Genomic DNA, 24243 nt, shown 5'->3' with positions numbered 1-24243 from the left:
TCAGACGATGGATCCATAACATTGATCAATGCGTATACTTACGCTTGGTAGGTGAAGCTTCTGATGTGGCGTGGTTATGTAGTCGGTGGCGTATTTATGTAATCTGCTTACATCGGCTGCGACTATCCAGTGATTGCACGGTATGATGCCGAACGGGATAATGCTTATGATTTTTTTACACCTTTATCTTCATCCGATTTCTCCACTCTCTATTTTCTACATTAACTATTTCTTCATTACCTAAAGAGGTCGCACGTGAGTCAGCAATCGCTCGAAAACGTTTTTCAAGAATGGCAAAGCAACGAAGCGCTGGCGGAGCAGATAATCCCTTTGGTGGGGCGTCTGTATCGCCAAAATAATGTCGTTGCAACCATGTTCGGACGTTCGCTGATTAGGCGGTCGGTCATCCGTATTCTCAAAGATCACCGCTTTGTGCGCAAAATTGAGGGCACGGAGCTTTCCGTGCAAGAAACGTTTTCTATCATTAAGACCATGTGCGAGCTGAATTTGGGCCCAGCACATGTTGATGTAGGTAAGCTTGCTGTCATGCTGCAAAAGCAGGGCGGGGGTGACGTTGAAGCTTTTTTGCGTAAAGAGCTGCATGAAATTGTAGATGGTTACCAGCCGGGCGCCAGCACCGGAGAACCCAAAGATGTGGTGCTTTATGGTTTTGGCCGTATTGGTCGTCTCTTAGCCCGCGTCTTGGTCGAGAAAGCGGGTGGCGGTAGTCTTTTGCGCCTACGTGCTATTGTGGTGCGCGGCCGGGGCGATGTGGCGAAAGACCTGGAAAAGCGGGCCAGCCTTCTGCGCCGCGACTCGGTTCATGGGCCGTTTGAAGGTACGATAAGCGTGGATGCTGAGGCACGTACGCTGAATGTTAACGGGAATGTGGTTCAGGTGATTTATGCGGATTCTCCCGCTGACGTGGATTACACCCAATACGATATCGAGAATGCCGTTGTCGTGGATAACACGGGTATCTGGCGTGATGAAGCGGGCCTTGGTCAGCACTTGCAGTGCAAAGGGGTTTCTAAAACGCTCTTAACCGCACCGGGTAAAGGCAGCATCAAAAACATTGTTTACGGCATCAATCATGACGATGTCATCGAAAGCGACACGATCCTGTCGGCAGCTTCTTGTACCACCAATGCGATTGTGCCGGTATTAAAGGTGCTCAATGACGAGTATGGCGTTGTAACCGGCCACGTTGAGACCGTTCACGCTTACACGAACGATCAGAACTTGATCGATAATTACCACAAAGGTGATCGTCGCGGCCGTAGCGCGGCGCTTAATATGGTACTGACGGAAACGGGCGCGGCAAAAGCGGTGGCAAAAGCGCTGCCAGAGCTGGATGGCAAGCTGACCGGGAATGCCATTCGCGTCCCGACACCTAACGTTTCAATGGCAATTCTCAATCTCACCTTGGAGAAAGGAACGGACGCTGACTCGCTCAACGAGTACCTTCGCCTCATGTCGATCAACTCGGCTTATCAAAAGCAGATTGATTATGTGGATTCGCCAGAAGTGGTGTCCTCTGATTTTGTGGGTAATCGTCATGCTGGAATTGTCGATGCCAAAGCCACCATTGCCAATAATAACCATGCCGTTGTTTACGTCTGGTACGACAACGAATTTGGTTACAGCTGTCAGGTCGTGCGGATCCTGCAACAAATGTCTAACGTGAGCTTTTTAAAGCTACCTCGCGCAGAGGGCTAATTTGCCAATCTTTATTGTGTTTAACGCCACCTTCGGGTGGCGTTTATCGTTTCAATATCTTAGTTGGGCAAGTCTATAGCACTTTTGGCGAGGGCTTGAGATGTGGTTTTTAGCCGCGCTTATCTTTATAATGCGGTAGATTTTTGGGGTGGTTCGAGCATGCGCTTGAGCCGGACTGGTAATAATCTGAGAGAAAAACAAGAATTCGAATCCATTCGACCCCCTTATCTTCGTATATCCGATCCATCAACTGGGCGAGACTATGATCGAAGTCAAAAAAGGCCTGGATCTCCCCATCACGGGAGCGCCCGAGCAGCGTATCGAAGATGCGCAGCCTGTGCGCCACGTGGCGGTCCTGGGTACTGACTACGTTGGCATGAAACCAACCATGGAAGTGCAGGAAGGGGATAAGGTCAAATTGGGCCAACTACTCTTCACTGACAAGAAAATCGCGGGCGTTCGCTTCACCGCTCCGGCTGCCGGTGAGGTGGTCGCTATTAATCGTGGCGAAAAGCGTCGTCTGCTGTCTGTGGTAATCAAGGTGGATGAGAGTGAAGAAGCTGTCTCTTTCACTGCACATGACCGCTCTGCAATTGAGGGTTTAGAACGCCAAACGGTGGTCGATCAGCTGGTGGAATCCGGCCTCTGGACGGCCTTGCGCACACGGCCCTTTTCGCGCACACCCGCTATCGACAGCACGCCGGTCGATATCTTCGTCACTGCTGTTGATACACACCCGTTAAGCCCGAATCCAGCCTTGATCATTAATGAGAATGCTCAAGCGTTTGAAGATGGCCTAAAGGTGCTGACGCGACTGACCGAAGGTAAGGTTTATCTGTGCACCGGTTCGGATAGCAGTGTTCCCGGTGGTAATGTCGCAGGGGTTCAAGAAGAGTCGTTTGCCGGGCCGCATCCGGCAGGCTTGGTTGGCACGCATATTCACTACCTCTCGCCTGTCGGGCTTCACAAAAAAGTGTGGCATATTGGCTATCAGGATGTGATTACCTTCGGCAAGCTCTTCACCGAAGGCAAGCTTGATGTCAATCGCGTGGTGGCAGTCGGTGGGCCGCGGGCTGAAAATCCGCGCCTTGTACGTACGCGCGTTGGCGCGAGTACTGAGGAACTTCTTAAGGGCGAGATTATCAAACCTGATGATACTCGAGTTATCTCAGGGTCGGTTTTTTCTGGGGCGTCTGCCGAAGGTAGCTTGACTTACCTAGGACGTTTCCATAACCAGATCAGCCTGCTCGAAGAGGGCAATAAGCGCGCTTTCATGGGGTGGTTGTCTCCAGGTGCCAATCGCCACTCCGTTATGGGAATTTATATTTCCAAAATCAAAGGATTGAGTAATTACGCGCCAACAACCTCTACCAATGGCTCAGAACGCGCCATGGTACCGGTAGGCAATTATGAGCGCATTATGCCGCTGGATGTTATGCCAACTCAGTTGCTGCGCACATTGATTGTAGGCGACATAGAAGTTGGCATGCAGCTCGGGTGTCTGGAGCTGGACGAAGAGGATCTGGCGCTTTGTACCTATGTTTGCCCCGGCAAGTACGAGTACGGCCCCATCCTGCGTGATAATCTCACCTTGATCGAGAAAGAGGCCTGATAATGGGTATTCGACAAACACTCGATAATCTCGAACCGAACTTTCATAAGGGCGGTAAATTCGAAAAGTTTTATCCTCTCTATGAAGCGGTAGACACTATCTTCTACGCGCCACCGACGGTCGCGAAGACAACAGCGCATGTGCGTGATGGTGTGGATCTTAAACGCATCATGATCACTGTCTGGATGTGTACTTTCCCAGCCATGCTTTTCGGTATGTGGAATGCTGGCTGGCAAGCCAATACCGCAATTGATGCTGGCTATGCGTCTATGGGCGGTTGGCGTGAAGCCATCATGATGACCCTGGCGGGTGGGCATGATCCCAGTAGCCTCTGGGCTAACTTTGTTCTTGGCGCTACCTATTTTCTGCCGATTTATTTGGTGACATTTATTGTCGGCGGCTTTTGGGAAGTGCTATTTGCCATTAAGCGCGGCCATGAAGTTAACGAGGGCTTCTTTGTTACCTCTGTGCTCTTTGCGCTTATCCTTCCAGCAACCATTCCGCTATGGCAGGTGGCGCTGGGCATTACCTTTGGCATCGTTATCGGCAAAGAGATATTCGGTGGTACGGGTAAAAACTTCCTTAACCCGGCACTAACGGGTCGTGCCTTTTTGTACTTCGCATATCCTGCGCAAATTTCAGGGGATGCTGTTTGGGTCGCCGCTGATGGGTATACGGGTGCTACTGCGCTTTCAATGGCATTCCAAGATGGCATGGCATCGCTGACTTCTGCCTTTAGCTGGTGGGATGCTTTCCTTGGCTTTGTGCCGGGTTCCATTGGTGAAACCTCGACATTGGCCATTCTTATAGGGGCGGCGGTACTGCTTTGGACAGGAATTGCTTCTTGGCGGATCATGCTAGGTGTGCTTTTGGGTATGGTGGTAACCAGCACGCTGTTCAACTTGATCGGCTCCGCATCGAATCCGATGTTCGCTATGCCTTGGTATTGGCACCTGGTTATTGGTGGCTTTGCATTTGGTATGGTGTTTATGGCGACAGACCCGGTATCCGCCGCAATGACACACCAAGGTCGTTTAGTTTTTGGCGCACTTATTGGTGTCATGACCGTTCTAATCCGCGTGGTAAACCCGGCCTTTCCGGAAGGCATCATGCTGGCAATCTTATTTGCTAACTTGTTTGCACCGCTGATTGACCACTTCTTTGTCCAGGCTAATATTAAGCGTCGCCAAAAGCGCGTAGGCGTGCCGGCCGAGGAGATTGCCTAATGGCTCAAGGTAATAATTCGATCAAAAAGATTCTGATCGTCGCATTTGCACTTTGTATTGTGTGCTCTGTGATTGTTTCAACAGCTGCTGTGGCGCTGCGCCCTATGCAGCAATTCAATCAGGAACTCGATCGTAAAACTAATATTCTCAATGTGGCCAAGCTGTATGAGCCTGGCGTGAATGTCGAAGAGGCATTCCGCAATGAGATTACCGCGCGCGTTGTCGACATGCGCACGGGCGAGTATACCGATCAGTTCGATCCCGATAAATTCAATCATTTTGAAGCTGCGAGCGACCCCGCGACAGGTCGTACGCTGTCAGGCGATCGGGATATTGCTGGCCTCTCTCGGGTAGAAAACTACTCAACGGTATATCTCGTCGGTGATTCTAATAACCCAGATCAGATTGTCTTGCCAATTCGTGGCCAAGGCCTGTGGGGGCTAATGCGCGGTTTCATTTCGGTAGAGGGCGATGGCAATACGCTTATTAGTATCACCTACTATGAGCACAGCGAAACGCCGGGCTTGGGTGCCGAAGTTAACAACCCGCGTTGGCAAGCGAAGTGGGAAGGCAAGAAAATCTACGACGAAGAGGGTGACCTGATGCCGGAGATTCAGTTGTCTAAGAGTGCCTCTGGTGAATATGAAGTGGACGCACTTTCTGGCGCTACCTTGACCAGCAATGGCGTAACTAACATGCTTCAGTTCTGGTTGAGCCCGGAAGGTTTCGGTGAGTACTTGGCGAAATTCCGCAGCGGTATTAGCCAAGAAGAAGCTCAGGAAGCCGACGTCGAACTCGAATCCGAAGGAGCCTAACCATGGCAGACGTCACGCCTAAAAGTGTCTTAACGGCACCAATTTTTCACAATAACCCCATTGCGTTGCAGATTTTGGGGATTTGTTCTGCTCTTGCTGTAACGACGAGTTTGAGCGTATCGCTGGTAATGGCTTTGGCCGTTATCTTCGTTTCGTCACTCTCTAACCTGTTCGTCTCATCGATTCGAAATCATATTCCGTCGTCGATTCGTATCATCGTGCAGATGACGATCATTGCATCTTTGGTGATCGTGGTTGACCAGATTCTGAAAGCATTTGCTTATGAAATGTCGAAGCAGCTTTCAGTATTCGTCGGTCTGATTATTACCAACTGTATCGTGATGGGACGTGCGGAAGGTTTCGCGATGTCTAACACGCCGGGACTTTCCTTTCTAGATGGTATTGGTAACGGCCTTGGTTATGGCTTTGTGCTGATGGTCGTTGGCTTTGTCCGTGAACTGTTCGGTTCTGGTAGCGTGTTTGGCTTTACTGTGCTTCAGACCGTTCAAGATGGTGGCTGGTACGTAGCTAACGGTTTGCTGCTGCTCCCACCGTCTGCGTTCTTTATTATCGGCCTAATGATTTGGGTGATGCGCTCTATCGACACAGATCAGGTCGAAGAGAACGAATTCAAGATGAAGGGAAATACCAAGCCGAAGGAGGCCGTGTAACATGGAACACTATTTAAGCCTTTTCGTTGCTTCGGTTTTCGTTGAAAACCTGGCGCTTGCCTTCTTCTTAGGCATGTGTACTTTCTTGGCGGTATCCAAAAAGGTCTCTTCTGCCTTTGGCCTTGGTATCGCTGTTATTGTCGTGCTAACTATCTCTGTGCCAGTGAATAACTTGGTTTACGGTTTACTGTTGGCAGAAGGTGCGCTTACGTGGACCGGTATCAACGGCGCTGAAAACATTGACCTGTCGTTTTTAGGACTTCTCAGCTATATCGGCGTTATCGCTGCGCTGGTGCAAATCTTGGAAATGTTCCTCGATAAATATGTACCTACGCTCTATAACGCCTTGGGCGTATTCCTGCCACTGATTACCGTGAACTGTGCCATTTTAGGTGGCGTACTCTTCATGGTTGAGCGTAACTATAATTTCGGCGAGTCCGTCGTCTATGGTTTTGGCTCTGGCGTTGGTTGGGCACTAGCGATTACTGCCCTCGCAGGTATTCGTGAAAAGCTGAAGTACAGCGATGTGCCGGCGGGCCTTCAGGGTCTTGGCATCACATTCATCACCGTAGGCTTGATGTCTTTGGGTTTCATGTCTTTCTCGGGCATTCAGCTTTAACGGAACGGTTTTCCCGGTGGCTTGCATGGATGTCACCGGGGGGAAGAAAACCTCCAGCAATAGGAAACCGATATGGTTGATATATCTGTCATCTTGCTCGGTGTTGTTATGTTTACGATCATCGTTATTAGCTTAACGGCGATCATCCTGACAGCGCGTAGCAAACTAGTGAGTAGCGGTGACGTCACTATTGAAGTCAATGGTGATCCGGAACACACCTTGAGCACTCAAGCCGGCGGCAAGCTTTTGAATACGTTGGCGGCAAACGGCATTTTCTTGTCTTCTGCCTGTGGCGGTGGCGGTTCTTGTGCCCAGTGTAAGTGCCGTGTAGAAGAGGGTGGTGGTTCTATCCTGCCCACGGAAGAGTCGCATTTCACCATGCGCGAGAAAAAGGAAGGCTGGCGTCTTTCTTGCCAAGTGCCGGTGAAGCAAGACATGAAAATCGAAGTGCCGGAAGAGGTCTTCGGGGTGAAAAAGTGGGAATGTGAGGTTATTGATAACCCCAACGTCGCCACTTTCATTAAAGAGCTGAATTTAAAACTGCCAGAAGGCGAAGAAGTTGATTTTCGTGCTGGTGGTTATGTTCAGCTTGTCGCACCCCCCTACGACATCAAGTTCTCTGACTTTGATATTGATGAAGAGTACCGTGGTGACTGGGAAAAGTTTGGTTTATTTGATATTTCCCACAAAAACGATGAGGAAGTCATCCGGGCTTATTCGATGGCGAACTACCCGGGAGAAAAGGGTATCCTCAAGTTTAATATCCGTATTGCCACGCCTCCTCCCGGTACAAGTCATCCGCCAGGCTTAATGTCGACTTATGTATTCAGCCTAAAACCGGGTGACAAAGTGACGGTAATGGGACCGTTCGGTGAGTTCTTTGCTAAAGACACCGACGCTGAAATGGTCTTCATTGGTGGTGGTGCGGGTATGGCACCGATGCGTAGCCATCTCTTCGATCAGCTCAAGCGTCTGCAGACAGATCGTAAAATCACGTTTTGGTACGGTGCGCGCTCATGGCGTGAGACTTTCTATAACGAAGATTTCGATAAGCTGGCCGAAGAGTTCCCGAACTTTGAATGGCATCTGGCGCTGTCGGATCCGCAGCCTGAAGATAACTGGGAAGGTCCGACAGGCTTTATCCACAATGTGTTGTATGAAAACTATCTCAAGGACCATCCGGCCCCGGAAGATTGTGAGTACTACATGTGTGGACCGCCTATGATGAATGCCTCAACGATTAAGCTGCTGCTTGATTTAGGGGTCGAGCCGGAAAATATCCTCTTGGATGACTTCGGCGGGTAAAATTGCTCAATAGGCAATGACGGGGCTAGCCATTGGCTAGCCCCGTTTGTTATTTACCTCATGCTTAACGATAATGGCACTTAACGTCACTGTAACTGTCATGAGTGCAGGTGATGATTGCTTTGAATTCAAAGCGTAATACAGCAACTTTAGTGAGGTGCTCATCATGACGATATGGCTACTGGTATTTGGGTTTATGCTTTTGGTGATGGCCGCGATGGCCGTGGGCGTCATCATGGGACGCAAGCCCATTGCGGGCTCCTGCGGTGGGCTGAATCAAATTGGCATGAAGGATGGCTGCGACATTTGTGGTGGTAAAGATGAAGTGTGCGAAGAAGAGAATCGCAAGCGCCGTGGTGTGAGCACTCGTCGGCGTAGCGATGAGAGCCGCGGAGCTGATTTAGGTTACGATGCTACGCGCCGCTAATTTGGCCGGCACCAGCGCTTCATCGCCGTAATACACAATAGGAGATGTAAAAAGTATGGCGGTTCACAACTATGATGTCGTGGTGATTGGCACCGGACCTGCCGGTGAAAGTGCCGCGATTAATGCGGCAAAGCATGGTATGCGGGTTGCCGTGGTGGAAAAGCAAGCTCAAGTAGGCGGTAACTGCACTCACTGGGGAACCATTCCTTCAAAAGCACTGCGGCATCAAGTCAAGCAGATCATGGCGTTCAATACCAACCGCATGTTCCGCGACATCGGTGAGCCCCGTTGGTTTTCTTTTCCTAAGGTCATGGAGCGCTCTCGTAGCACGATTGATCAACAAGTAGAGATGCGTACGACGTTTTATGCGCGCAACCGTATTGATCTCTTTCACGGATTGGCGCGGTTTAAAGATGAGCACACGGTGGTGGTTCGCGACCGTCAAGAAGGTGTTGAAGAGTTAGTCGCGAAAAAAATCGTGATCGCAACTGGTTCTCGGCCATATCGCCCAGCCGACATAAACTTCCGCCATCCGCGCATCTACTGTTCGGATACGATTTTAAGTCTATCGCATACACCTCGCACGTTGATAATCTTTGGCGCTGGCGTCATCGGCTGTGAATATGCGTCAATTTTTTCTGGCTTAGGCGTCAAAGTTGATTTAATCAATAATCGCGATAGCTTGTTGTCGTTTTTGGATGATGAAATAAGCGATGCGCTTTCGTATCATTTGCGCAAGCACGGTGTGCTTATTCGCCAAAATGAAGACTATGCCAGTGTCGAAGGGGATGAATCGGGCGTTGTGGTTCACCTTAAATCAGGCAAGAAGATGCGCGCTGATGCCTTCTTGTGGGCAAATGGCAGAACGGGTAATACCGATAGCCTAGGTTTAGAAAACATTGGCCTTGAAGCGAATGGACGTGGGCAGCTCAGCGTTGATGAGCATTATCGTACGACACTTGCGCATATTTACGCCGCCGGGGACGTGATCGGCTGGCCGAGCCTTGCCAGTGCTGCTTACGATCAGGGGCTTAACTCATGCAATGAGCTTTTGAATAAAGAGTATCGCTTTGTTTCTGACGTGCCGACGGGTATCTATACGATTCCTGAAATCAGCTCATTTGGTCCTACTGAGCAAGAGTTAACGCAAGACAAAATTCCTTATGAGGTAGCGCAAGCTTTCTTTAAAAATACTGCAAGAGCGCAAATAACGGGCGATACGGTGGGCATGCTGAAAATTCTGTTTCACCAGGATACCTTGGAGATATTAGGTATTCACTGCTTTGGCGACCAAGCCTCTGAAATTGTGCATATCGGTCAAGCCATTATGCAGCAAGCAGGCAGCGCGAATACGCTGGAGTATTTCGTTAATACCACATTTAACTACCCCACCATGGCTGAAGCGTATCGCGTTGCGGCGCAAAATGGGCTTAACCGTGTTTTCTAGGCAGTTAGATGTCTAGCTGACTGTTGGTGAGGATCGCTTGACGTTCAGAAGAAGAATGAGGCGGAAGCACGCACTCTACTCTATTTCTTCCGAGTTCTTTAGCTTGATAGAGCGCCTGGTCGGCTAGCGAGTAGAGCTTTTCAAAGCTGTGTGAACCATCAAGCGATGTTGTGACACCAATGCTTACCGTTTGCTGCAAATTTGCCCCTAAGTGGGTAAGTGGTTCGAGCGCAATGGCATGGCGAATACGTTCGGCGACGCTTTCCGCGTCATCTACCGTGGTATTGGGCATTAATACACAAAATTCTTCGCCGCCAATTCGCGCCACGATATCTGTCGCTCGACTAATGTTGCGCAGTTGTTGGCTCACCTTTCGCAGTACATCATCGCCAGCTGGGTGACCGTAAGTATCGTTAACGTGCTTAAAGTAGTCCAAATCAAGCAGCAGTAAGCTAAGCGGTTGCTGATGACGTTGAGCATCGTTCAGTTCTCTTGACGCAGCGTCTACTAAATGGCGGCGATTATAAAGCCCGGTGAGCTCGTCGGTTAGCATTAGCATTTTTAACGTATTTCGCTGGCGTTGCAGGCGCAATACGGCGGCCAATAGCGCGAGTGCGACTAGCATTACCGCCACGACAAGTGCTGTTACAGCCCAAGATAAACGTTGCATAATGAAACGTTGTCGTCCCGCAGCGCTATGTACGGCAGCATTAAGCTCACTATATGTCCACGCCATGGTGGCTTCAATATCCATGGATAACCGTTGAAGCTCGGGTAAAAGAGAACGGTCTACCAGCGCTGCCTCGGCTTGCTCTTCGAGCGTGATAATCTGCCCACGAAGGCGCGTGAAATCGTCCCCAAGATAAGCGGTATCGCGATATAACTGGGAATGTTGACTTAAACCATGACTGACTTGATCTAAATAATTGCTAGAAAGCCACAGTGTATGCCGAATTTGACGTAAATGTAGGCCAATAGGCTCATCAATAAAGCTTTCCAAGGCATGATCCAGTTGGGGTGTTGTTTGTTGCGCCCGCACAATGTTACCCACGAGAGCCGTATAATCTGCCCCCAGATGTTGACGCGCACTGTGTACGTAATAGCTCACCAGGAGCGCTATGCCTATCGCGACGATGGCTGTGAGGATGGCAATCCTCCATGATTTAGCGGAAAGTGCCTCAAGTGGAATGTTCATTGGTAACGTATCTCCCGAATCGCCCAGATCCAGCGCGTAAGGGGTAACGTACCTTCGAGAACGCCTTCAGCATCAGCGGGAACGATGAGAAGTAAAGGCCCCATCTGTTGGCGCTCAATGGGCAGCCCATTAAAGCGTGTCACCATAAAGTAGCGCCGCTCTTTACGTTCCGCATGGCTTAGAAAAATGGTGTAGTTATCATGGGCAATTAAGCGGATGCGGGTATCTTCTGGAATGCCTTGCTGAGCAGTGAAAACATTGAGCCAAACCCCAGTAAACCTTCCTTCAAGCCCTTCAGGGTGTTTGAGTTCAACGTCATAAAGCGGGAGCGTTTCGATATCAGCCAATGAAAGCCACTGCTGATGTTGGTGGTGGGTAATTTGTAAAATTAGTGAGTGATCTTGACTGGGTGTTTCTTGGCTTGGGACGGGGGTTGCCGAATAAGCGTTGGTTGCTAAGCCTCCCATTAGCACTATGAAAAAAAAGCGCAACCACCAATCGCGACGTCGGTGAGTGAAGGATTGCGCTCTTTTCAAAATTTTAGCTAACGCCAACGCTAACGCAAGGGTCAGGGACCAAGCTGACATGATGGACTCCATGTGCATTACACTGATTGTTTTTTCATAACAAACATCTCTAACTTAAGCAAAAATATACTTAATATTCCATCATTAAATTTAACTATTTTATTGTCATAATTAAGCGTTCATCATTATTAAACCTTATTATCATTATGATCAAAGACTTATATGGTTATAGTGTTTTAAGTGCTAAAACTGCGCGATCTTGCCACGGGCCCGGAAGCTGAGCCGCTTTATTAAGCGCCTGTTGCGCTTTGGCTGTTTGCCCTTGAGCTAGATACAGTAGCCCTAGATTTAACCACGCGACGCCAAGCTCTGGGTCAATGTGGGTTGCTTGTATCAGCGCTTCCTGCGCATTATCTGTTTGGTTTTGTTCATAATAAGCATTACTTAAGGCAAAAAAGCCCATCGCATTATCGGGTTGACGCTGCACCAGCGCTTTCCAACTAGGAAGGGCCGCATCAGAACCGTGAAGTGCTTCATATGCACTGATGGCATTAACAGCCTGCTCTGGTGCAATGCCTACCGGTACCTCACCGGGCGAAGCTATGACAAACCCCCAGCGTTCAGTGCGTGCCCATGTGGCATCGAAACGACGAAAAGAAAGTGTGTGGCGCTCGATCTCACCACTTCGCAGGATTAATGTCTCTTTGGGAAGGTCGTAACCAATCGCCACGGCGTAATGCCACATCGGCCAAGCGGGGAGAGACAAATTCTGCATCACCACGACGGGTGTACCATTGGCCAAGTGTGTTAGCAAGCTATCGAGAGTTCCTCGGATGGGAAACGCAATGCGTTCATAGCGTCTGGCGGTGGCTAACATTTCGGGTTGGACACTGCCGCTGCGCTCGGGAATGAACACTTGCGGGATTAAGTCTTCGACCTTGGTGTCGACTTCTTGATGGTTAAGTACCATCGCGAGTGCCGCTGGGCCGCATTGGTATTCCACCTGAGGGTGGAAGGGCACGTCATTAAGCTCCACGTGCGATGGTAGCGTTTGATATGTGCTTTCAAGCAGCGTAGGGCGGCTTGCGCATCCACTAAGCAAAATACTGACAATAAAACACAGCAAAACGCCCGCAGAGCGGGCGTTTTTAAGGCGGGTAGGGCGCATTTGCTTAGCGGGTAAACGGGTAAACATCGGTCAAACCGAGAATATCAGTGACAAGCAAAATAACGAAAACGGCAAACAGCGCACCAATGACGCCAGCACCGGCGGGCATCGCTTCAAGCTGCTCTGCCATCTGCTTCGCCTCACTATCGCTTAGGGCGGCGACCCGGGCTTTTACCTCATCTGGACTAACACCTTGCGCGAGCAGTTGCTCCTGTACATCTGCGCGGGCCAGAATATCGTGAATACGTTCGCGCTCCTCGCTGGCGTTATCGGCTTCAAGAGCGGCTTGTGTCGATACCAGCCCGGTGGTTTGTGCCGCCGCGACAGGGAAACTACCGAGTGCCAAGAGTGCGATTAATAAGACGGAAATATAACGACGCAGTGTAGCCATGGTGTTTTCCTTTTTACGGTGAAGTACGTTGAGAAAGACGTTTTCATTACAAGTCTTGCTAAAAAAGTTTAGAGCTATAATTTAAAACTATAAAGGGTTGAGTTGCATCGTGGTTCTGCTGCGATTTGTCGTTTTTATCCACGTCGTTTTTAACCACTTCGTTTTTAATCATTTAGTGTAAGCGATACGTCCAAGCGGACTCAGCCAGAATGCCACGGCCCCCCGCGAGGGTAAACGCCAAATCGTGCAAGCCCGGCCATAAGGGCACAGGAGAAGCGCCTTTTACCGACAAATCCAGGCGTTGTGCCATCAATAACAATTTATGTAGACGTTTCATAGGTAAACGCGCAATCGCTTTTTGGTAGGCTGGGCGGCGCTTATCAAAAATCATGGGTTTTTGTGCTTTGCAGGCGTGCTCAAAGCTTTGGCCTTGATCAAGGTGCTGATGAATCGAGAGCAAAGTGCGTAGCTCGCGGCTCAGCGCCCACAGCACAATGGGTGCTTCCACGCCTTCGCTACGTAAGCCATATACGATTCGGGAGACCCGGCTCGTTTCACCCTTCAGGCACGCGTCGGCGAGAGTGAAAACATCAAAACGCGTGCTGTCATCCACACCTTGCGTAATACTTTCAACCCCAACGCGGGCATTGGGTGGCAGCATAAGTGCCAGTTTTTGTAGCTCTTGGTCGGCGGCGAGCAAATTGCCCTCGGTGCGCTCACCGAGTAGCCGCGCGGCGTCAAGATCCAGTTGCAAGCCATGTCGCCCGGCGCGATCGCGTAGCCAGAAGCCCAAGCGGGACGCATCAACTGGCCATACCGGCACGAAGAGGCCGTGTTTATCCAGCGTTTTGAACCAAGCGCTTTTCTGCTGCCTGGCGTCTAGTTTGCCCATGCTGATCAGTAGCACATCCTCGCTTTTCGCTAATTGCTCGCCGTATTGCGCCAGGGTTTTAGTGCCTTCTTGGCCGAGCTTATGGCTGCCAAGACGCACTTCAATAAGTTTGCGTGTGGAAAAAAGCGAGAGATTGTTCGCGACTTCGAGAAGCTTCCCCCAAGCAAAGTTGGGCTCCACATCCACGACTTCACGCTCTTCAATACCGGCTTGCCGCGCTGCTTGGCGTACGGCATCACAAGCGTCGCGGTGTTGAAGCGGCTCTTCGCCCGCCACTATCACGACCTTGGGGAGCTGTTTGTCCAGCGCGGCAGGTAATTGGTCGGCAAAGACTTTCACACGCCTAACACCTCAAGCGTGGCTAAGCGCTCGATAATACGCTGAGCTAGCTGCTGGGAAAGTTCTCGGCGTACCTCGCTGACCAAGATATCGCGGTTGAGCAGGTCATCGTCATTGACGCGTTGACGCGTTGATATGCTCACTTGCTCGTGATTGAGTGCATACGCATTGTTGGACCGTTGCTGCAGCGATATTGGAATGCTCAGTGTGAACTCATGTTCGCGGCTACCGCGTCCTTCAGCACCTAAGCGGCGCTCAGAAAGTTCCGGTGAGCCCAGGGTGACTCGCCACGGTGCGTCTTTGCGCACGCCCGCGCCGGTAGCTTCTAGCTGGGTTTGCAGTGACAGAGCCACATCGCTTCGCGTATCGCCTTCTAGGGTGACGGTCGGCAGGTCGGGGAGGCTATCGGAACCACGCAACCTAAAGCCACAACCACCCAGCACCGCCATTGAGGCGGCGATGCTGGCTGTGAAGGCACTTTTGGCAAGAAATGCGCGTCGGTTCATAGAGCGAGGACTCATCCGCTGACCACAATGTTGACGAGCTTACCGGGGACAACGATCACTTTGCGCACGGTTTTGCCGTCTAGGTGTCGCTGGACGTTGTCATCTTCCATCGCCATCGCTTCTACCGCGGCTTTATCGGCATTGGCAGGTGCCTGCAAGCGTGCACGCAGTTTGCCGTTCACTTGCACCACTAGCTCAATGCTGTCGCGCGTTAGCGCCTGCTCGTCAAGCGCGGGCCAGGGCGCATCGATGGCAGGCTCTGTATGCCCTAAACGCTGCCAGAGAGCATGGCAAGCATGCGGTGTGATGGGCGCCAGCAGCAATACGCAGGCTTCCAGCGCCTCACGCGTCACCGCACGCCCCGGTGCCGAGTCATCATCAAAGCGCGCCAACGTGTTGGAAAGCTCCATCACGGCGGCAATCGCGGTGTTGAAGGTTGTTCGGCGGCCAATATCGTCGCTGGCTTTCTTGATGGTTTCGTGAGTTTTGCGGCGCAGCGCTTTTTGGTCGTCGTTTAGTGCAGCGACATCCAAATCTCCCAACGAACCGGCTTCCACGTGCTCATGCACCTGACGCCATAGGCGCTTCAAGAAACGGTGGGCGCCTTCCACGCCGGAGTCCGACCACTCAAGCGATTGCTCGGGCGGGGCGGCGAACATCATGAACAAGCGCACGGTATCGGCACCAAACTTATCGATCATCGACTGCGGGTCGACGCCGTTATTCTTGGATTTCGACATTTTCTCGATACCGCCGGTCTCAACGGGTTGGCCATCTTCGAGCAGTATTGCGCTGATCGGGCGGCCTTTCTCATCGCGCTTGACCTCAACATCGGCGGGGTTGAACCACTGCTTGCCGCCGTTGGCGGTATCGCGGTAGTAGGTTTCAGCGATCACCATGCCTTGCGTCAGCAACTGCTGGAACGGCTCATCAGACTCCACCAGGCCAAAATCGCGCATCAATTTGTGGAAGAAGCGGGCATAAAGCAGGTGCAAAATCGCGTGCTCGATACCGCCGATATAAAGATCGACGGGTAACCAGTAGTTGGCGCGTTCGTCGAGCATGGCATCGGGGTTATCCGCACAGCAGAAACGCGCGTAATACCACGAAGATTCCATGAAGGTGTCAAAGGTATCGGTTTCACGCACCCAACCGTCGCCGAGTTCAGAAAATTCGGGCATTTTTTTCAGCGGCGACCCAGAGGCGTCAACGGTCACTTCCATCGGTAGCTCAACCGGCAGTTCATCATCGGTGAGCGGCACGGTCTGGCCTTCCGGGCCGTACTTGACCGGAATTGGCGCGCCCCAGTAGCGCTGGCGGGCAACCCCCCAATCGCGTAGGCGGAAGTTGGTTTTCACCTCGCCGCGGCCCAGCTCGGCAAGCTTGGCGGCGATCGCATCAAACCCGGCCTCAAAGCCAAGTCCGTCGAATTCACCGGAGTTGATCAGTGTGCCGTAATCAACAAAAGCGCCTTCCGACAGATCGGGCGCGTGACCGTTTTCATCGGCGATGACCGGCGTGATTTCGATGCCATACTTGGTGGCAAACTCCCAGTCGCGCTGGTCGTGGGCGGGGACGGCCATGACTGCCCCGGTGCCAAACTCCATCAGCACAAAGTTGGCGACAAACACCGGCACGGTGTTACCCGTAAGCGGGTGGACGGCATGATGCTCGGTGAGCATGCCTTTCTTCTCTTTGGTCGCCATTTCGGCTTCCGAGGTGCCGCCCTGGGCGCACTCTTCACGAAAGGCTGCAAGTTCAGCGTTACCTTCTGCCGCTTGCTTGGCGAGGGGGTGATCCGCTGCGACGGCAACGTAGGTCACGCCCATCAGCGTATCCGGCCGGGTGGTGTAGACCGACAGCGCCTCACAGTCGCTACCATCGGCATTTTTGATGCCGAATGTCATCTCAACGCCTTGAGACTTGCCGATCCAGTTGCGCTGCATGGTTTTGACTTGCTCGGGCCATTCGACGTTGTCGAGGTCCGCCAGCAGTTCATCGGCGTAATCGGTGATTTTCAAAAACCACAGCGGGATTTCCTTGCGCTCAACCAAAGCGCCGGAGCGCCAGCCGCGGCCTTCGATGACCTGCTCGTTGGCGAGCACGGTTTGGTCGACTGGGTCCCAGTTGACCGTCGACATCTTCTTGTAGACCAGACCCTTATCCACCAGTTTGGTGAAGAACCACTGCTCCCAGCGGTAGTAGCTGACATCACAGGTGGCGAATTCACGGCTCCAATCGTAGGCAAACCCCAGCGCTTTTAGCTGGTTGCGCATGTAGTCGATGTTTTGGTACGTCCACTTGGCGGGCGGCACCTGGTTTTGAATCGCGGCGTTTTCCGCCGGCATGCCGAACGCATCCCAGCCCATTGGCTGCATCACGTTTTTTCCCTGCATGCGCTGAAAGCGCGAGACAACATCGCCGATGGTGTAGTTGCGCACGTGACCCATGTGCAGCTTGCCGCTAGGGTAGGGGAACATTGAGAGGCAGTAGAATTTCTCGCGGTTAGCATCTTCTACGGCTTTAAAGCACTGATGCTTGTCCCAATACTGCTGCGCGTCACGTTCGATATCACGAGGGCTGTAATGTGCGTCCATCGGTTTATTTCATGCCTTGGGGTGCTCGCCCGAAACATCGGGCGCGGTGAATGATAAAAAACGAATGTTAGTTGATCTGTGCGATTGTATCCTATGAAGGGATAACCTTGAACGCCAACGCGTTATCGCGCTACCCAGCAAAGTGAAAAAGTGCGAGCAAGAAAAGCGCACTGACGTGTATTGCATTGGATTTAACTGTTTTTAGAATCAGTATTGGAAGCAGTTGTTAAAACCTGAATTCAGGAAACACAGGAGAACGGTAATGGCAGAGCATAACGACCACCGCCTACGCGAAGGTTACGAGCGTCTGCTCGAACGTCTGCAAGATGGCGCTCAAGAGCTCACTTGGGAAAACCTGCAAAAAGACCTAGATGAAGCCGTTGAGTTCGAGAGCGAGCTAGAAGAGTTCACCAAAGACGAACTGTCGCTTTTGCGCGCATGGGTTGAGCGCGATTTGAAGGATATGCGTTATTTTATGGCGGATACCGGCAAGCAGGTCGCGCAGTGGCTAGACATCGATATCAGCCACCTTTCGCGCCGCGTGGCGGAGTCACTACTGTCTATCGCGGACCGCAGTGTGGTTGAGCGTGAACGCTTTGACGAAGACCTAGAAGCCGCTCGCGCCGACTACTGCGAAGGCGAAATAGCCGCCCCCGGCAAGATGGCCTGCGTTCACTGCGATGCCCCGGTGGTTTTAGACAGTGTGGCGCGCATCGAGCCGTGCCATCAGTGCGGGCACCGGTATTTTTATCGCGTCAACGCTTGAGTCGTGTAACGGCTAGTGGGGTGTTAAACACCGAGTTGTTAAAGATAGCGATGAATTGCTAGCCACTAGGCGTTCATCCACGTTGTCAGCAGGGCAATGGCGACGAGAATTAGCACGCTCATCACGGCGGCGTAAAGCAGGTTGTGGCACATCATGCGGTAACCGCTTACGCCGTAGCGTCCCTGCAAAGAAAGATTGATACCCGACAGTGGCCCAACGCTTGTACCCACTGCCCAAGAACTCAATGCGACAAAGGCGAATAAGGTTTGTTCGCCTCCCTGTAGGTTTAGCACGGAGGCCAATACCGACACGCCAATAATTGGGTGCAATCCGACCAGCGCGCTTAACGCAATAGCAGCGAAGCTAATCATCGCTTGAGGCATGCCGAAGTGGGCAAATAAGGTCCAATCGCTACCGGCTGCTGCCGACACCAGGGTAGAAAGCCCCAGTGTTAATAACCCTGCCGCTAAAAACAACGAGATTTCGCCACGCATGGCGGGTAATCGAGTGAGCGTATGCTGACGCACACGCCGGAGGGTAAAACGTGGCCCCTCATGCAGGTTGCTCAGCACCGCAACGCCAGGCAGCAGAAACGTAATGATGCTGACAATGGTTAGCGAAGGCGTCAGCCAAAAATGAAATAACATGACCAACGCCGCCATGCCGACCGGCATCAACAAGCTGTGAGGGGCCAACGAAAACCCCTCTACTTCGCTTAAATCAAATCGTCGCCGCAGTTCTAGTGTGGTGAAAAGTCCCGAGAGCATCGCCAGCGGAAAGCCGATCATGGCAATTTGCGTGTACTGCACGTCGGGCGCCAGCGAGAGGACTACGCCCATTGAGGCAAAAAACGGCGACCACAATGCCGCGCTAGAAAGCCCACGGTTCAACGCTAACAGCTGCGGCGACGTGAGTGGCCCGCGACGGGAAAGTTTATCGCCGACCATAAACACGGTGGAAAGGTTTAAAATCGTTCCCAAAAAATGCACGCCCAACCAAGTCCGCAGCACGCCGCCCGCACCGGTCACACGTTCGCCAGCCGCGCCTTTATTACCTTGTTTACCGATGAGCGAGATAAAACTAACGCCCACCAGCATCGCCACCACAAAGGTATTATTTTGAAGCATGGCAGGCCAATTGACCTCAGCGCTATACACAAATCGGGCTACTAACAACATGCCTGTCCCGAGCGTAATCAATACCTCTGCCTGAAGGCGTGAGCGCCTAGGAATATCACGCCACAACAAAAAAGCCGCCGCCCACAACAAGTAGCTTACCGCGTGAGTTGTCTCTCGCCAGCCGGTAAAACCAACGATTTGCGCCATCAAACCAAGCAAAATCAGAACGCCTGCTAAGCGCTGTCGAGGAGTTGTCTCTTGCATCTCAATCCCTTACTGGTTGAGTTAGCAGGCTAATCGGATTTGCAACGGAAGGCCAGTGCCAAACCGATCTGTAAGACAGGTCGGGGAGTCGGGCTTGTTGGGCGATGATCAGGCTAAAACCCCGCCATGAACTTGGGGAGGGAAATGCCCGCGTTTGGGTACTTACGATCCAGCGCATGAGGTAAAGTTACCGGTACACGACCACCCGCTAGCCGATAGGTGTCGGGTCCCGTGTGATTGACCAGCTTTTGGGTAAATAACTCAGGACACTTGGTCTGCCATTCCTTCATTATCGCAATCGGTGATTGATGGTGCAGCGCCTTTTGCGGAATGTGGTGATTATACAGCCAATTGTAGCGTTTGAGCGTTTGTTCCAGGTCCTCGCTTGATGCATAGCGCCGAGTGGCCAGCACGTCGCTGATGCGGCCGTTGAAGCGCTCCACCATGCCATTGGTCTGCGGCCGTCCAGGCTTGATGAGGCGGTGCTCGATGCCATGGCCCTGGCATTCCTGATCAAACGGATGTTGCCCGCTGGGCTTGCGCTCACCGGCCCGTATGAAGCGATCGGTGAAGGATTTGCCGTTATCGGTCAGCACCGTCTGGTTGCCCGGTCAATGGCCACGTACAGGTAGCGCTTCTGATGCTCGTCGGGCATCTAATGAACTAAAGCGCTTTTTCAGTCTACACTTTCAGTATTTGCCGCAGTCACTAAGACTCTGCATCAGCAGGGTCTGCGTGATTCGTGACAACAGACGGAGGAGCCTATGAGCGACAACCGCATCAGCGTGCAGTGCGTGGTGGGCGATATTGCCCAACAGCCCGATATAGATGCCGTGGTCAATGCTGCCAATGCGCAATTGAGAACCGGCGGTGGCGTCGCCGGGGCGCTTCATCGCGCTGCCGGGCCAGGCTTAGCGGAAGAGGGTCAGCCTATGGCGCCTATCGCCCCGGGCCAAGAGGTACTCACTGGCGGCCATAACCTGCCTAACTGTTGGGTGATTCACGATATTACCGCATCATGTATCATGTTATAAAAGATTAACCTATTGATTATATTATTAAAAAGGCTATGTAACAGTTTTTGGCTTTTTTAAGTGTCCAAACTGAGTAATAGAGCCGGTCTTTCAGCAGCCGACGAACACGATTTTCTCTTTCCATAGTGGTCCCACGGTATAACAACCTTACCCCGTGGTGATATAGAACTCACATCCGCATGGTACTTGTAACATGACCGCCTAAGCCTGACGGCCAGGTCATTTTTGTGCAATGTAGGAGGCACCTAGACGCCTATCACCCAGCAGTTCACTCGGCTTAGGGAGATGCTTCATGGCCTGTTGTAAACCATTAGTTCAGGGCTCCTTCCACCACCGCCCCCGCCAGTTGGTATCGGGTGTCGCTGGCCTGATTCAGGCGTTCCTGGAGTTGGTCGCAGAGAGCCATGAGTTCATCGACTTTTTGGACGATGCGATGCTGCTCGGCTAGAGGGGGAATTGGTAACACGAAGCCTGTCAGGCTCTCTTGATTGAGCTTTGGCATTTTAATTCGGTTTTCCGCGATCCTTACTTGCTGAAGGAATACCTCTGATAGGATTTCCGTCAACAGGAATCTGGCGTCAATAAATGCATCAATTGGGTACATATCTGCACTACAAAGGCCATCAAAATCGACCAAAGCAGCCTTTGACAGTGACGGACGTATTTTCGAATACACGATTTGCCCGGCAAAGAATCGGCTATTTGGCCCTTTGACGCCTGACTCTTTAACTGTTCGGTTTTCGGTAATCAGCCCCGTGCCTTTCTCAATGCAGTCAGGTGCAACTTGACGTAGATCCGGAAAATTCTCTGGACGAACCAGCTCTCCCTTTATTGAGCAGACATCACCAAATCGGGCCCAGTGCCATCCACTTGGTAACTCGAACGGTTTCTCCTCCTCAACAATTTCCGCCAAAGGCTTTTGCTTCTTGAGCTTCCGGACGGCCACCAGTCGCACTTTTTCCTCGGCGATACGTTTGAGCAGCTCATATGCAGGCTCATCCCCCGCATCCTGCTCCACCAACCGCCCCATCACCGCCAGTTGCAGGATGGTCTGCTTGAGCTTGCCGATGCTCTGTTCGGTGGTGAACAAGGTGTCGAAGTGGTCTTTGATTCGCGCCCAGTTGTCGGCCAGTTCGGTGGTGTTTTCGGATTGGGTGAGGGTGCCGAGCAGGGTATCCACGAGGGTTTCGTGGGCTTCGAGTTGGTCACTGGTTTGCTGTTCCAGTCGGTCGCAGAGAGCCATGAGCTCATCGACTTTTTGGACGATGCGGTGTTGCTCATTGAGTGGGGGTAGCGGAACAGCAAGCATCTTTACTGATGTGGAATTAAGCTCGACTTGCTTCGTGGTGCCTGATACCAACGAGTTCTCATGGTCAGGCTCAATTCGCTGCTGAACGCTCGGAGATAAAATGTAATTAAGGATATGTCGTGGTTCAGAGACTAAGGGGCGAATTATCGTCACATGTGAATCGGCAACGATGGAGCACTGTTGCCTTTTAACCACAATTGCACGTCCAACAGTTCCCGTGCCTGTTGAATTCCAGAGAATGTCGTTTTCTCGAATATACCGTTCGTCCTGATAACCACTCAAACTATTGTCATCGACGAAGCGAGCAGATTTTAGATCGAACCTAGACCATTGAATACATTTTTGGGAAACAACTCTTACTTTCCCTGAGTCCGCATATTTTGGGCCTTTACCCCGCTGAATATATTCACTGATGGCTTCCATGCGCGCCCATTGCCAGCCATCAGGCAGGTCAAAAGGTTTTTCTTCTTCGTCAACCTCCGGAAGCATCTTTGACTTCTTAATCTTCCCTTCCTTGGCTAGCTGAGCCTTCTCATCAGCGATTTTTTCCAGCAGCATACTAGCTGGCTCATCTGTTGAATTTTGCTCGACAAGCTTCCCTCGAACAGCCAACTCCAGAATCAACTCCCTCAGCTTCTTAACCCCAGTCAGCTCAACCTTGCCGTTAGTTCCCCGGCCACTGCTGGACTTCTTGGTCACCGCCCCAGTCCACAAATCCAGATGTTCAGTAATCAGCTCCTGTGAACTCATGCCGCACCTCCACCGGTATTCTCATCGGTGTTGTGGGAGAGCGCATCGGCCAGGATGTCCCGCAGCTGGTGGCGGATTCCCTGAATTTCGGCCTGTTGCTGTTCGTATTTGGCCAGCAGTTCATCCGGGTCGTGGTTGACCTCTTCGCCTTGCCAGGGGTTCTTGATGTCCAGGTTGTAGTGGCGGGCCTTGATGTCGTCGATGGACACTTTCCAGGCCTGCTCGGTTTCCTCGCGGCTGGCAAAGCCGTCGGCCTCGCTGCCCCACCAGTCGATTTCGGTCTGGAACTCAGCGAACTTCATGGGCTTGGTTTTGCTGTAGTTCTTGTAACCTTCCGGATAGGGATGTTCGTAATACCAAACGGTTTCCGTGGGCTTGCCTTTGGTGAAGAACAGCAGGTTGGTCTTGATGCCGGTGTAGGGGTTAAACACGCCGTTGGGCAGGCGCACGATGGTGTGCAGGTTGCACTCTTCCAGCAGCTTTTCCTTGAGGCGGGTTTTCATGCCTTCGCCGAACAGGAAGCCGTCTGGCAGCACCACGGCGGCGCGGCCACCGTCCCGCAGCAGGTGAATGAACAGCGTCATGAACAGGTCGGCCGTTTCCCGGGTGCGAAAGGCGCTGGGGAAGTTGGTTTCAATGCCATCTTCTTCCATGCCGCCGAAGGGCGGGTTGGCCACGATAACGTCTACCCGTTCTTTTGGACTCCAGCTGATGAGCGGGCGGGCCAGGGTGTTGTCGTGCTTCACCTGGTCCGGCACTTCGATGCCGTGCAAAATCAAGTTGGTGGTGGCCAGCAAGTGCGGCAGGGGCTTTTTCTCAACGCCGTGAATGCTCTTCTGCAGGGTTTGTTCGTCCTTCGGCGTTTCCACATAATTTCGGCGTTTGTGCTCGATGGTGCAGGTGAGGAAGCCGCCGGTGCCGCAGGCCGGGTCCATCACTTTTTCGCTAAGCTTTGGGTCTACCCGGTTGACCATGAATTCGGTCACCGCCCGTGGCGTGTAGAACTCACCGGCATTGCCGGCGCTCTGCAGGTCTTTGAGGATTTGCTCGTACATGTCGCCGAGTTCGTGGCGCTCGGCCGATTTGTTGAAGTCGACGCCGTCCTGCAGCTTGTTGATGACCTGACGCATGAGCTGGCCAGACTTCATGTAGTTGTAGGCATCCTCGAACACATTGCGGATAACCACGCCTCGGTAATCGTCACCGGCCGGCTCCAGCTTTTGCAGGCTGGGAAACAAGGTGTTGTCGATGAAGTCTTTCAGGTCATCGCCGGTCATGCCCTCCGGATTGGCCGCCCAGTTCCGCCAGCGTAAGGGCTCTGGAATCGGCGAGCGGTAATCGTCGCTGAACATCTCCCACTCTTGCTCCCGGTCATCGAAGATCTTCAGGAACAGCATCCAGACGAGCTGGCCAATACGCTGGGCATCGCCGTCGACGCCCACGTCCTTACGCATGATCCCGGGTTATTCACGAGGCAGGCCTGAAAACAAAAATAGTGAATGGTAATCTCTAAGGTAATCAATACGTTCCGCCAAGAACACGATTC

General features: G+C 52.1%; 20 protein-coding genes and 2 pseudogenes. 11 read left to right on the top strand and 11 right to left on the bottom strand.

Annotated features, from left to right (window positions below):
* The first annotated feature begins 255 nt into the window (after nucleotides 1–255).
* From QC823_RS11710 to sthA, 9 genes are all read left to right on the top strand, one after another.
* Nucleotides 256–1719: a glyceraldehyde-3-phosphate dehydrogenase gene (locus QC823_RS11710; RefSeq protein WP_309656529.1), complete on the top strand. Its 1464-nt coding sequence runs from the start codon at nucleotides 256–258 to the stop codon at nucleotides 1717–1719.
* A 262-nt stretch (nucleotides 1720–1981) separates the two neighbouring features.
* Nucleotides 1982–3331 carry a Na(+)-translocating NADH-quinone reductase subunit A gene (locus QC823_RS11705; RefSeq protein ID WP_309656528.1) on the top strand — a complete coding sequence of 450 codons (1350 nt, stop codon included), beginning with the start codon at nucleotides 1982–1984 and terminating at the stop codon, nucleotides 3329–3331.
* Between the two features lie 2 nt (nucleotides 3332–3333).
* Complete coding sequence (locus QC823_RS11700; RefSeq protein WP_309656527.1) at nucleotides 3334–4557, top strand: NADH:ubiquinone reductase (Na(+)-transporting) subunit B; 1224 nt, start codon at nucleotides 3334–3336, stop codon at nucleotides 4555–4557.
* A complete protein-coding gene (locus tag QC823_RS11695) occupies nucleotides 4557–5372 on the top strand; it encodes a Na(+)-translocating NADH-quinone reductase subunit C (protein WP_309656526.1) in 816 nt (271 codons plus the stop codon). Before QC823_RS11700 ends, QC823_RS11695 begins: the two co-directional genes overlap by 1 nt.
* A 2-nt stretch (nucleotides 5373–5374) precedes the next feature.
* Nucleotides 5375–6043, top strand: a complete 669-nt coding sequence (locus tag QC823_RS11690; protein ID WP_309656525.1) for an NADH:ubiquinone reductase (Na(+)-transporting) subunit D — start codon at nucleotides 5375–5377, stop codon at nucleotides 6041–6043.
* Between the two features lies 1 nt (nucleotide 6044).
* The gene (nqrE, locus tag QC823_RS11685) at nucleotides 6045–6662 is read left to right on the top strand and encodes an NADH:ubiquinone reductase (Na(+)-transporting) subunit E (protein WP_309656524.1); all 618 of its coding nucleotides are present in this window, start codon (nucleotides 6045–6047) and stop codon (nucleotides 6660–6662) included.
* A 72-nt stretch (nucleotides 6663–6734) separates the two neighbouring features.
* Nucleotides 6735–7967, top strand: coding sequence for an NADH:ubiquinone reductase (Na(+)-transporting) subunit F (nqrF, locus tag QC823_RS11680; protein ID WP_309656523.1), 1233 nt, complete (start codon nucleotides 6735–6737; stop codon nucleotides 7965–7967).
* Nucleotides 7968–8133: 166 nt separating this feature from the next.
* Complete coding sequence (gene nqrM / locus QC823_RS11675; protein ID WP_309656522.1) at nucleotides 8134–8394, top strand: (Na+)-NQR maturation NqrM; 261 nt, start codon at nucleotides 8134–8136, stop codon at nucleotides 8392–8394.
* Nucleotides 8395–8449: 55 nt separating this feature from the next.
* Nucleotides 8450–9841: a Si-specific NAD(P)(+) transhydrogenase gene (sthA, locus tag QC823_RS11670; RefSeq protein WP_309656521.1), complete on the top strand. Its 1392-nt coding sequence runs from the start codon at nucleotides 8450–8452 to the stop codon at nucleotides 9839–9841.
* Nucleotides 9842–9845: 4 nt separating this feature from the next.
* Here sthA and QC823_RS11665 read toward each other — a convergent pair whose 3' ends face one another.
* From QC823_RS11665 to leuS, 7 genes are all read right to left on the bottom strand, one after another.
* The gene (locus tag QC823_RS11665) at nucleotides 9846–11036 is read right to left on the bottom strand and encodes a GGDEF domain-containing protein (RefSeq protein ID WP_309656520.1); all 1191 of its coding nucleotides are present in this window, start codon (nucleotides 11034–11036) and stop codon (nucleotides 9846–9848) included.
* Nucleotides 11033–11623, bottom strand: a complete 591-nt coding sequence (locus QC823_RS11660) for a hypothetical protein (protein WP_309656519.1) — start codon at nucleotides 11621–11623, stop codon at nucleotides 11033–11035. The genes QC823_RS11665 and QC823_RS11660 overlap by 4 nt, the downstream gene beginning before the upstream one ends.
* A 166-nt stretch (nucleotides 11624–11789) precedes the next feature.
* Nucleotides 11790–12731: a PA2778 family cysteine peptidase gene (locus QC823_RS11655; RefSeq protein ID WP_309656575.1), complete on the bottom strand. Its 942-nt coding sequence runs from the start codon at nucleotides 12729–12731 to the stop codon at nucleotides 11790–11792.
* Nucleotides 12732–12735: 4 nt separating this feature from the next.
* Entirely contained in the window at nucleotides 12736–13122 is a 387-nt protein-coding gene (locus tag QC823_RS11650) for a PA2779 family protein (protein ID WP_309656518.1), read from the bottom strand.
* A 172-nt stretch (nucleotides 13123–13294) separates the two neighbouring features.
* On the bottom strand, nucleotides 13295–14353 hold the full coding sequence (holA, locus tag QC823_RS11645) for a DNA polymerase III subunit delta (RefSeq protein WP_309656517.1): 1059 nt from the start codon (nucleotides 14351–14353) through the stop codon (nucleotides 13295–13297).
* Nucleotides 14350–14859, bottom strand: a complete 510-nt coding sequence (locus QC823_RS11640) for an LPS-assembly lipoprotein LptE (RefSeq protein WP_309656516.1) — start codon at nucleotides 14857–14859, stop codon at nucleotides 14350–14352. Before QC823_RS11640 ends, holA begins: the two co-directional genes overlap by 4 nt.
* Before the next feature lie 11 nt (nucleotides 14860–14870).
* Nucleotides 14871–17456 (bottom strand): leucine--tRNA ligase, encoded by a 2586-nt coding sequence (gene leuS / locus QC823_RS11635; RefSeq protein WP_309656515.1) that lies wholly within the window; start codon nucleotides 17454–17456, stop codon nucleotides 14871–14873.
* Nucleotides 17457–17718: 262 nt separating this feature from the next.
* Between leuS and QC823_RS11630 the strand changes: the two genes are divergently transcribed.
* Nucleotides 17719–18222, top strand: a complete 504-nt coding sequence (locus QC823_RS11630; protein ID WP_309656514.1) for a zinc ribbon-containing protein — start codon at nucleotides 17719–17721, stop codon at nucleotides 18220–18222.
* 65 nt (nucleotides 18223–18287) lie between these two features.
* Here the strand turns inward: QC823_RS11630 and QC823_RS11625 are convergent, their stop codons facing one another.
* Nucleotides 18288–19604, bottom strand: coding sequence for a hypothetical protein (locus QC823_RS11625; protein WP_309656513.1), 1317 nt, complete (start codon nucleotides 19602–19604; stop codon nucleotides 18288–18290).
* A gap of 221 nt (nucleotides 19605–19825) precedes the next feature.
* Nucleotides 19826–20259: pseudogene (locus QC823_RS11620) on the bottom strand (integrase core domain-containing protein); the annotation flags it as partial.
* 109 nt (nucleotides 20260–20368) lie between these two features.
* Between QC823_RS11620 and QC823_RS11615 the strand changes: the two are divergent.
* Nucleotides 20369–20608: pseudogene (locus QC823_RS11615) on the top strand (macro domain-containing protein); the annotation flags it as partial.
* Between the two features lie 340 nt (nucleotides 20609–20948).
* Here the strand turns inward: QC823_RS11615 and QC823_RS11610 are convergent.
* Nucleotides 20949–22697 (bottom strand): restriction endonuclease subunit S, encoded by a 1749-nt coding sequence (locus tag QC823_RS11610; RefSeq protein WP_309656511.1) that lies wholly within the window; start codon nucleotides 22695–22697, stop codon nucleotides 20949–20951.
* Entirely contained in the window at nucleotides 22694–24151 is a 1458-nt protein-coding gene (locus QC823_RS11605; RefSeq protein WP_309656510.1) for a type I restriction-modification system subunit M, read from the bottom strand. The genes QC823_RS11610 and QC823_RS11605 overlap by 4 nt, the downstream gene beginning before the upstream one ends.
* Nucleotides 24152–24243: the final 92 nt, after the last annotated feature.

Origin of the sequence: Vreelandella vilamensis (assembly GCF_031451755.1) — a bacterium.
In the GTDB taxonomy this organism is placed as follows: Bacteria; Pseudomonadota; Gammaproteobacteria; order Pseudomonadales; family Halomonadaceae; genus Vreelandella; species Vreelandella vilamensis.
This window is presented reverse-complemented; position numbering and strand designations above follow the sequence as displayed.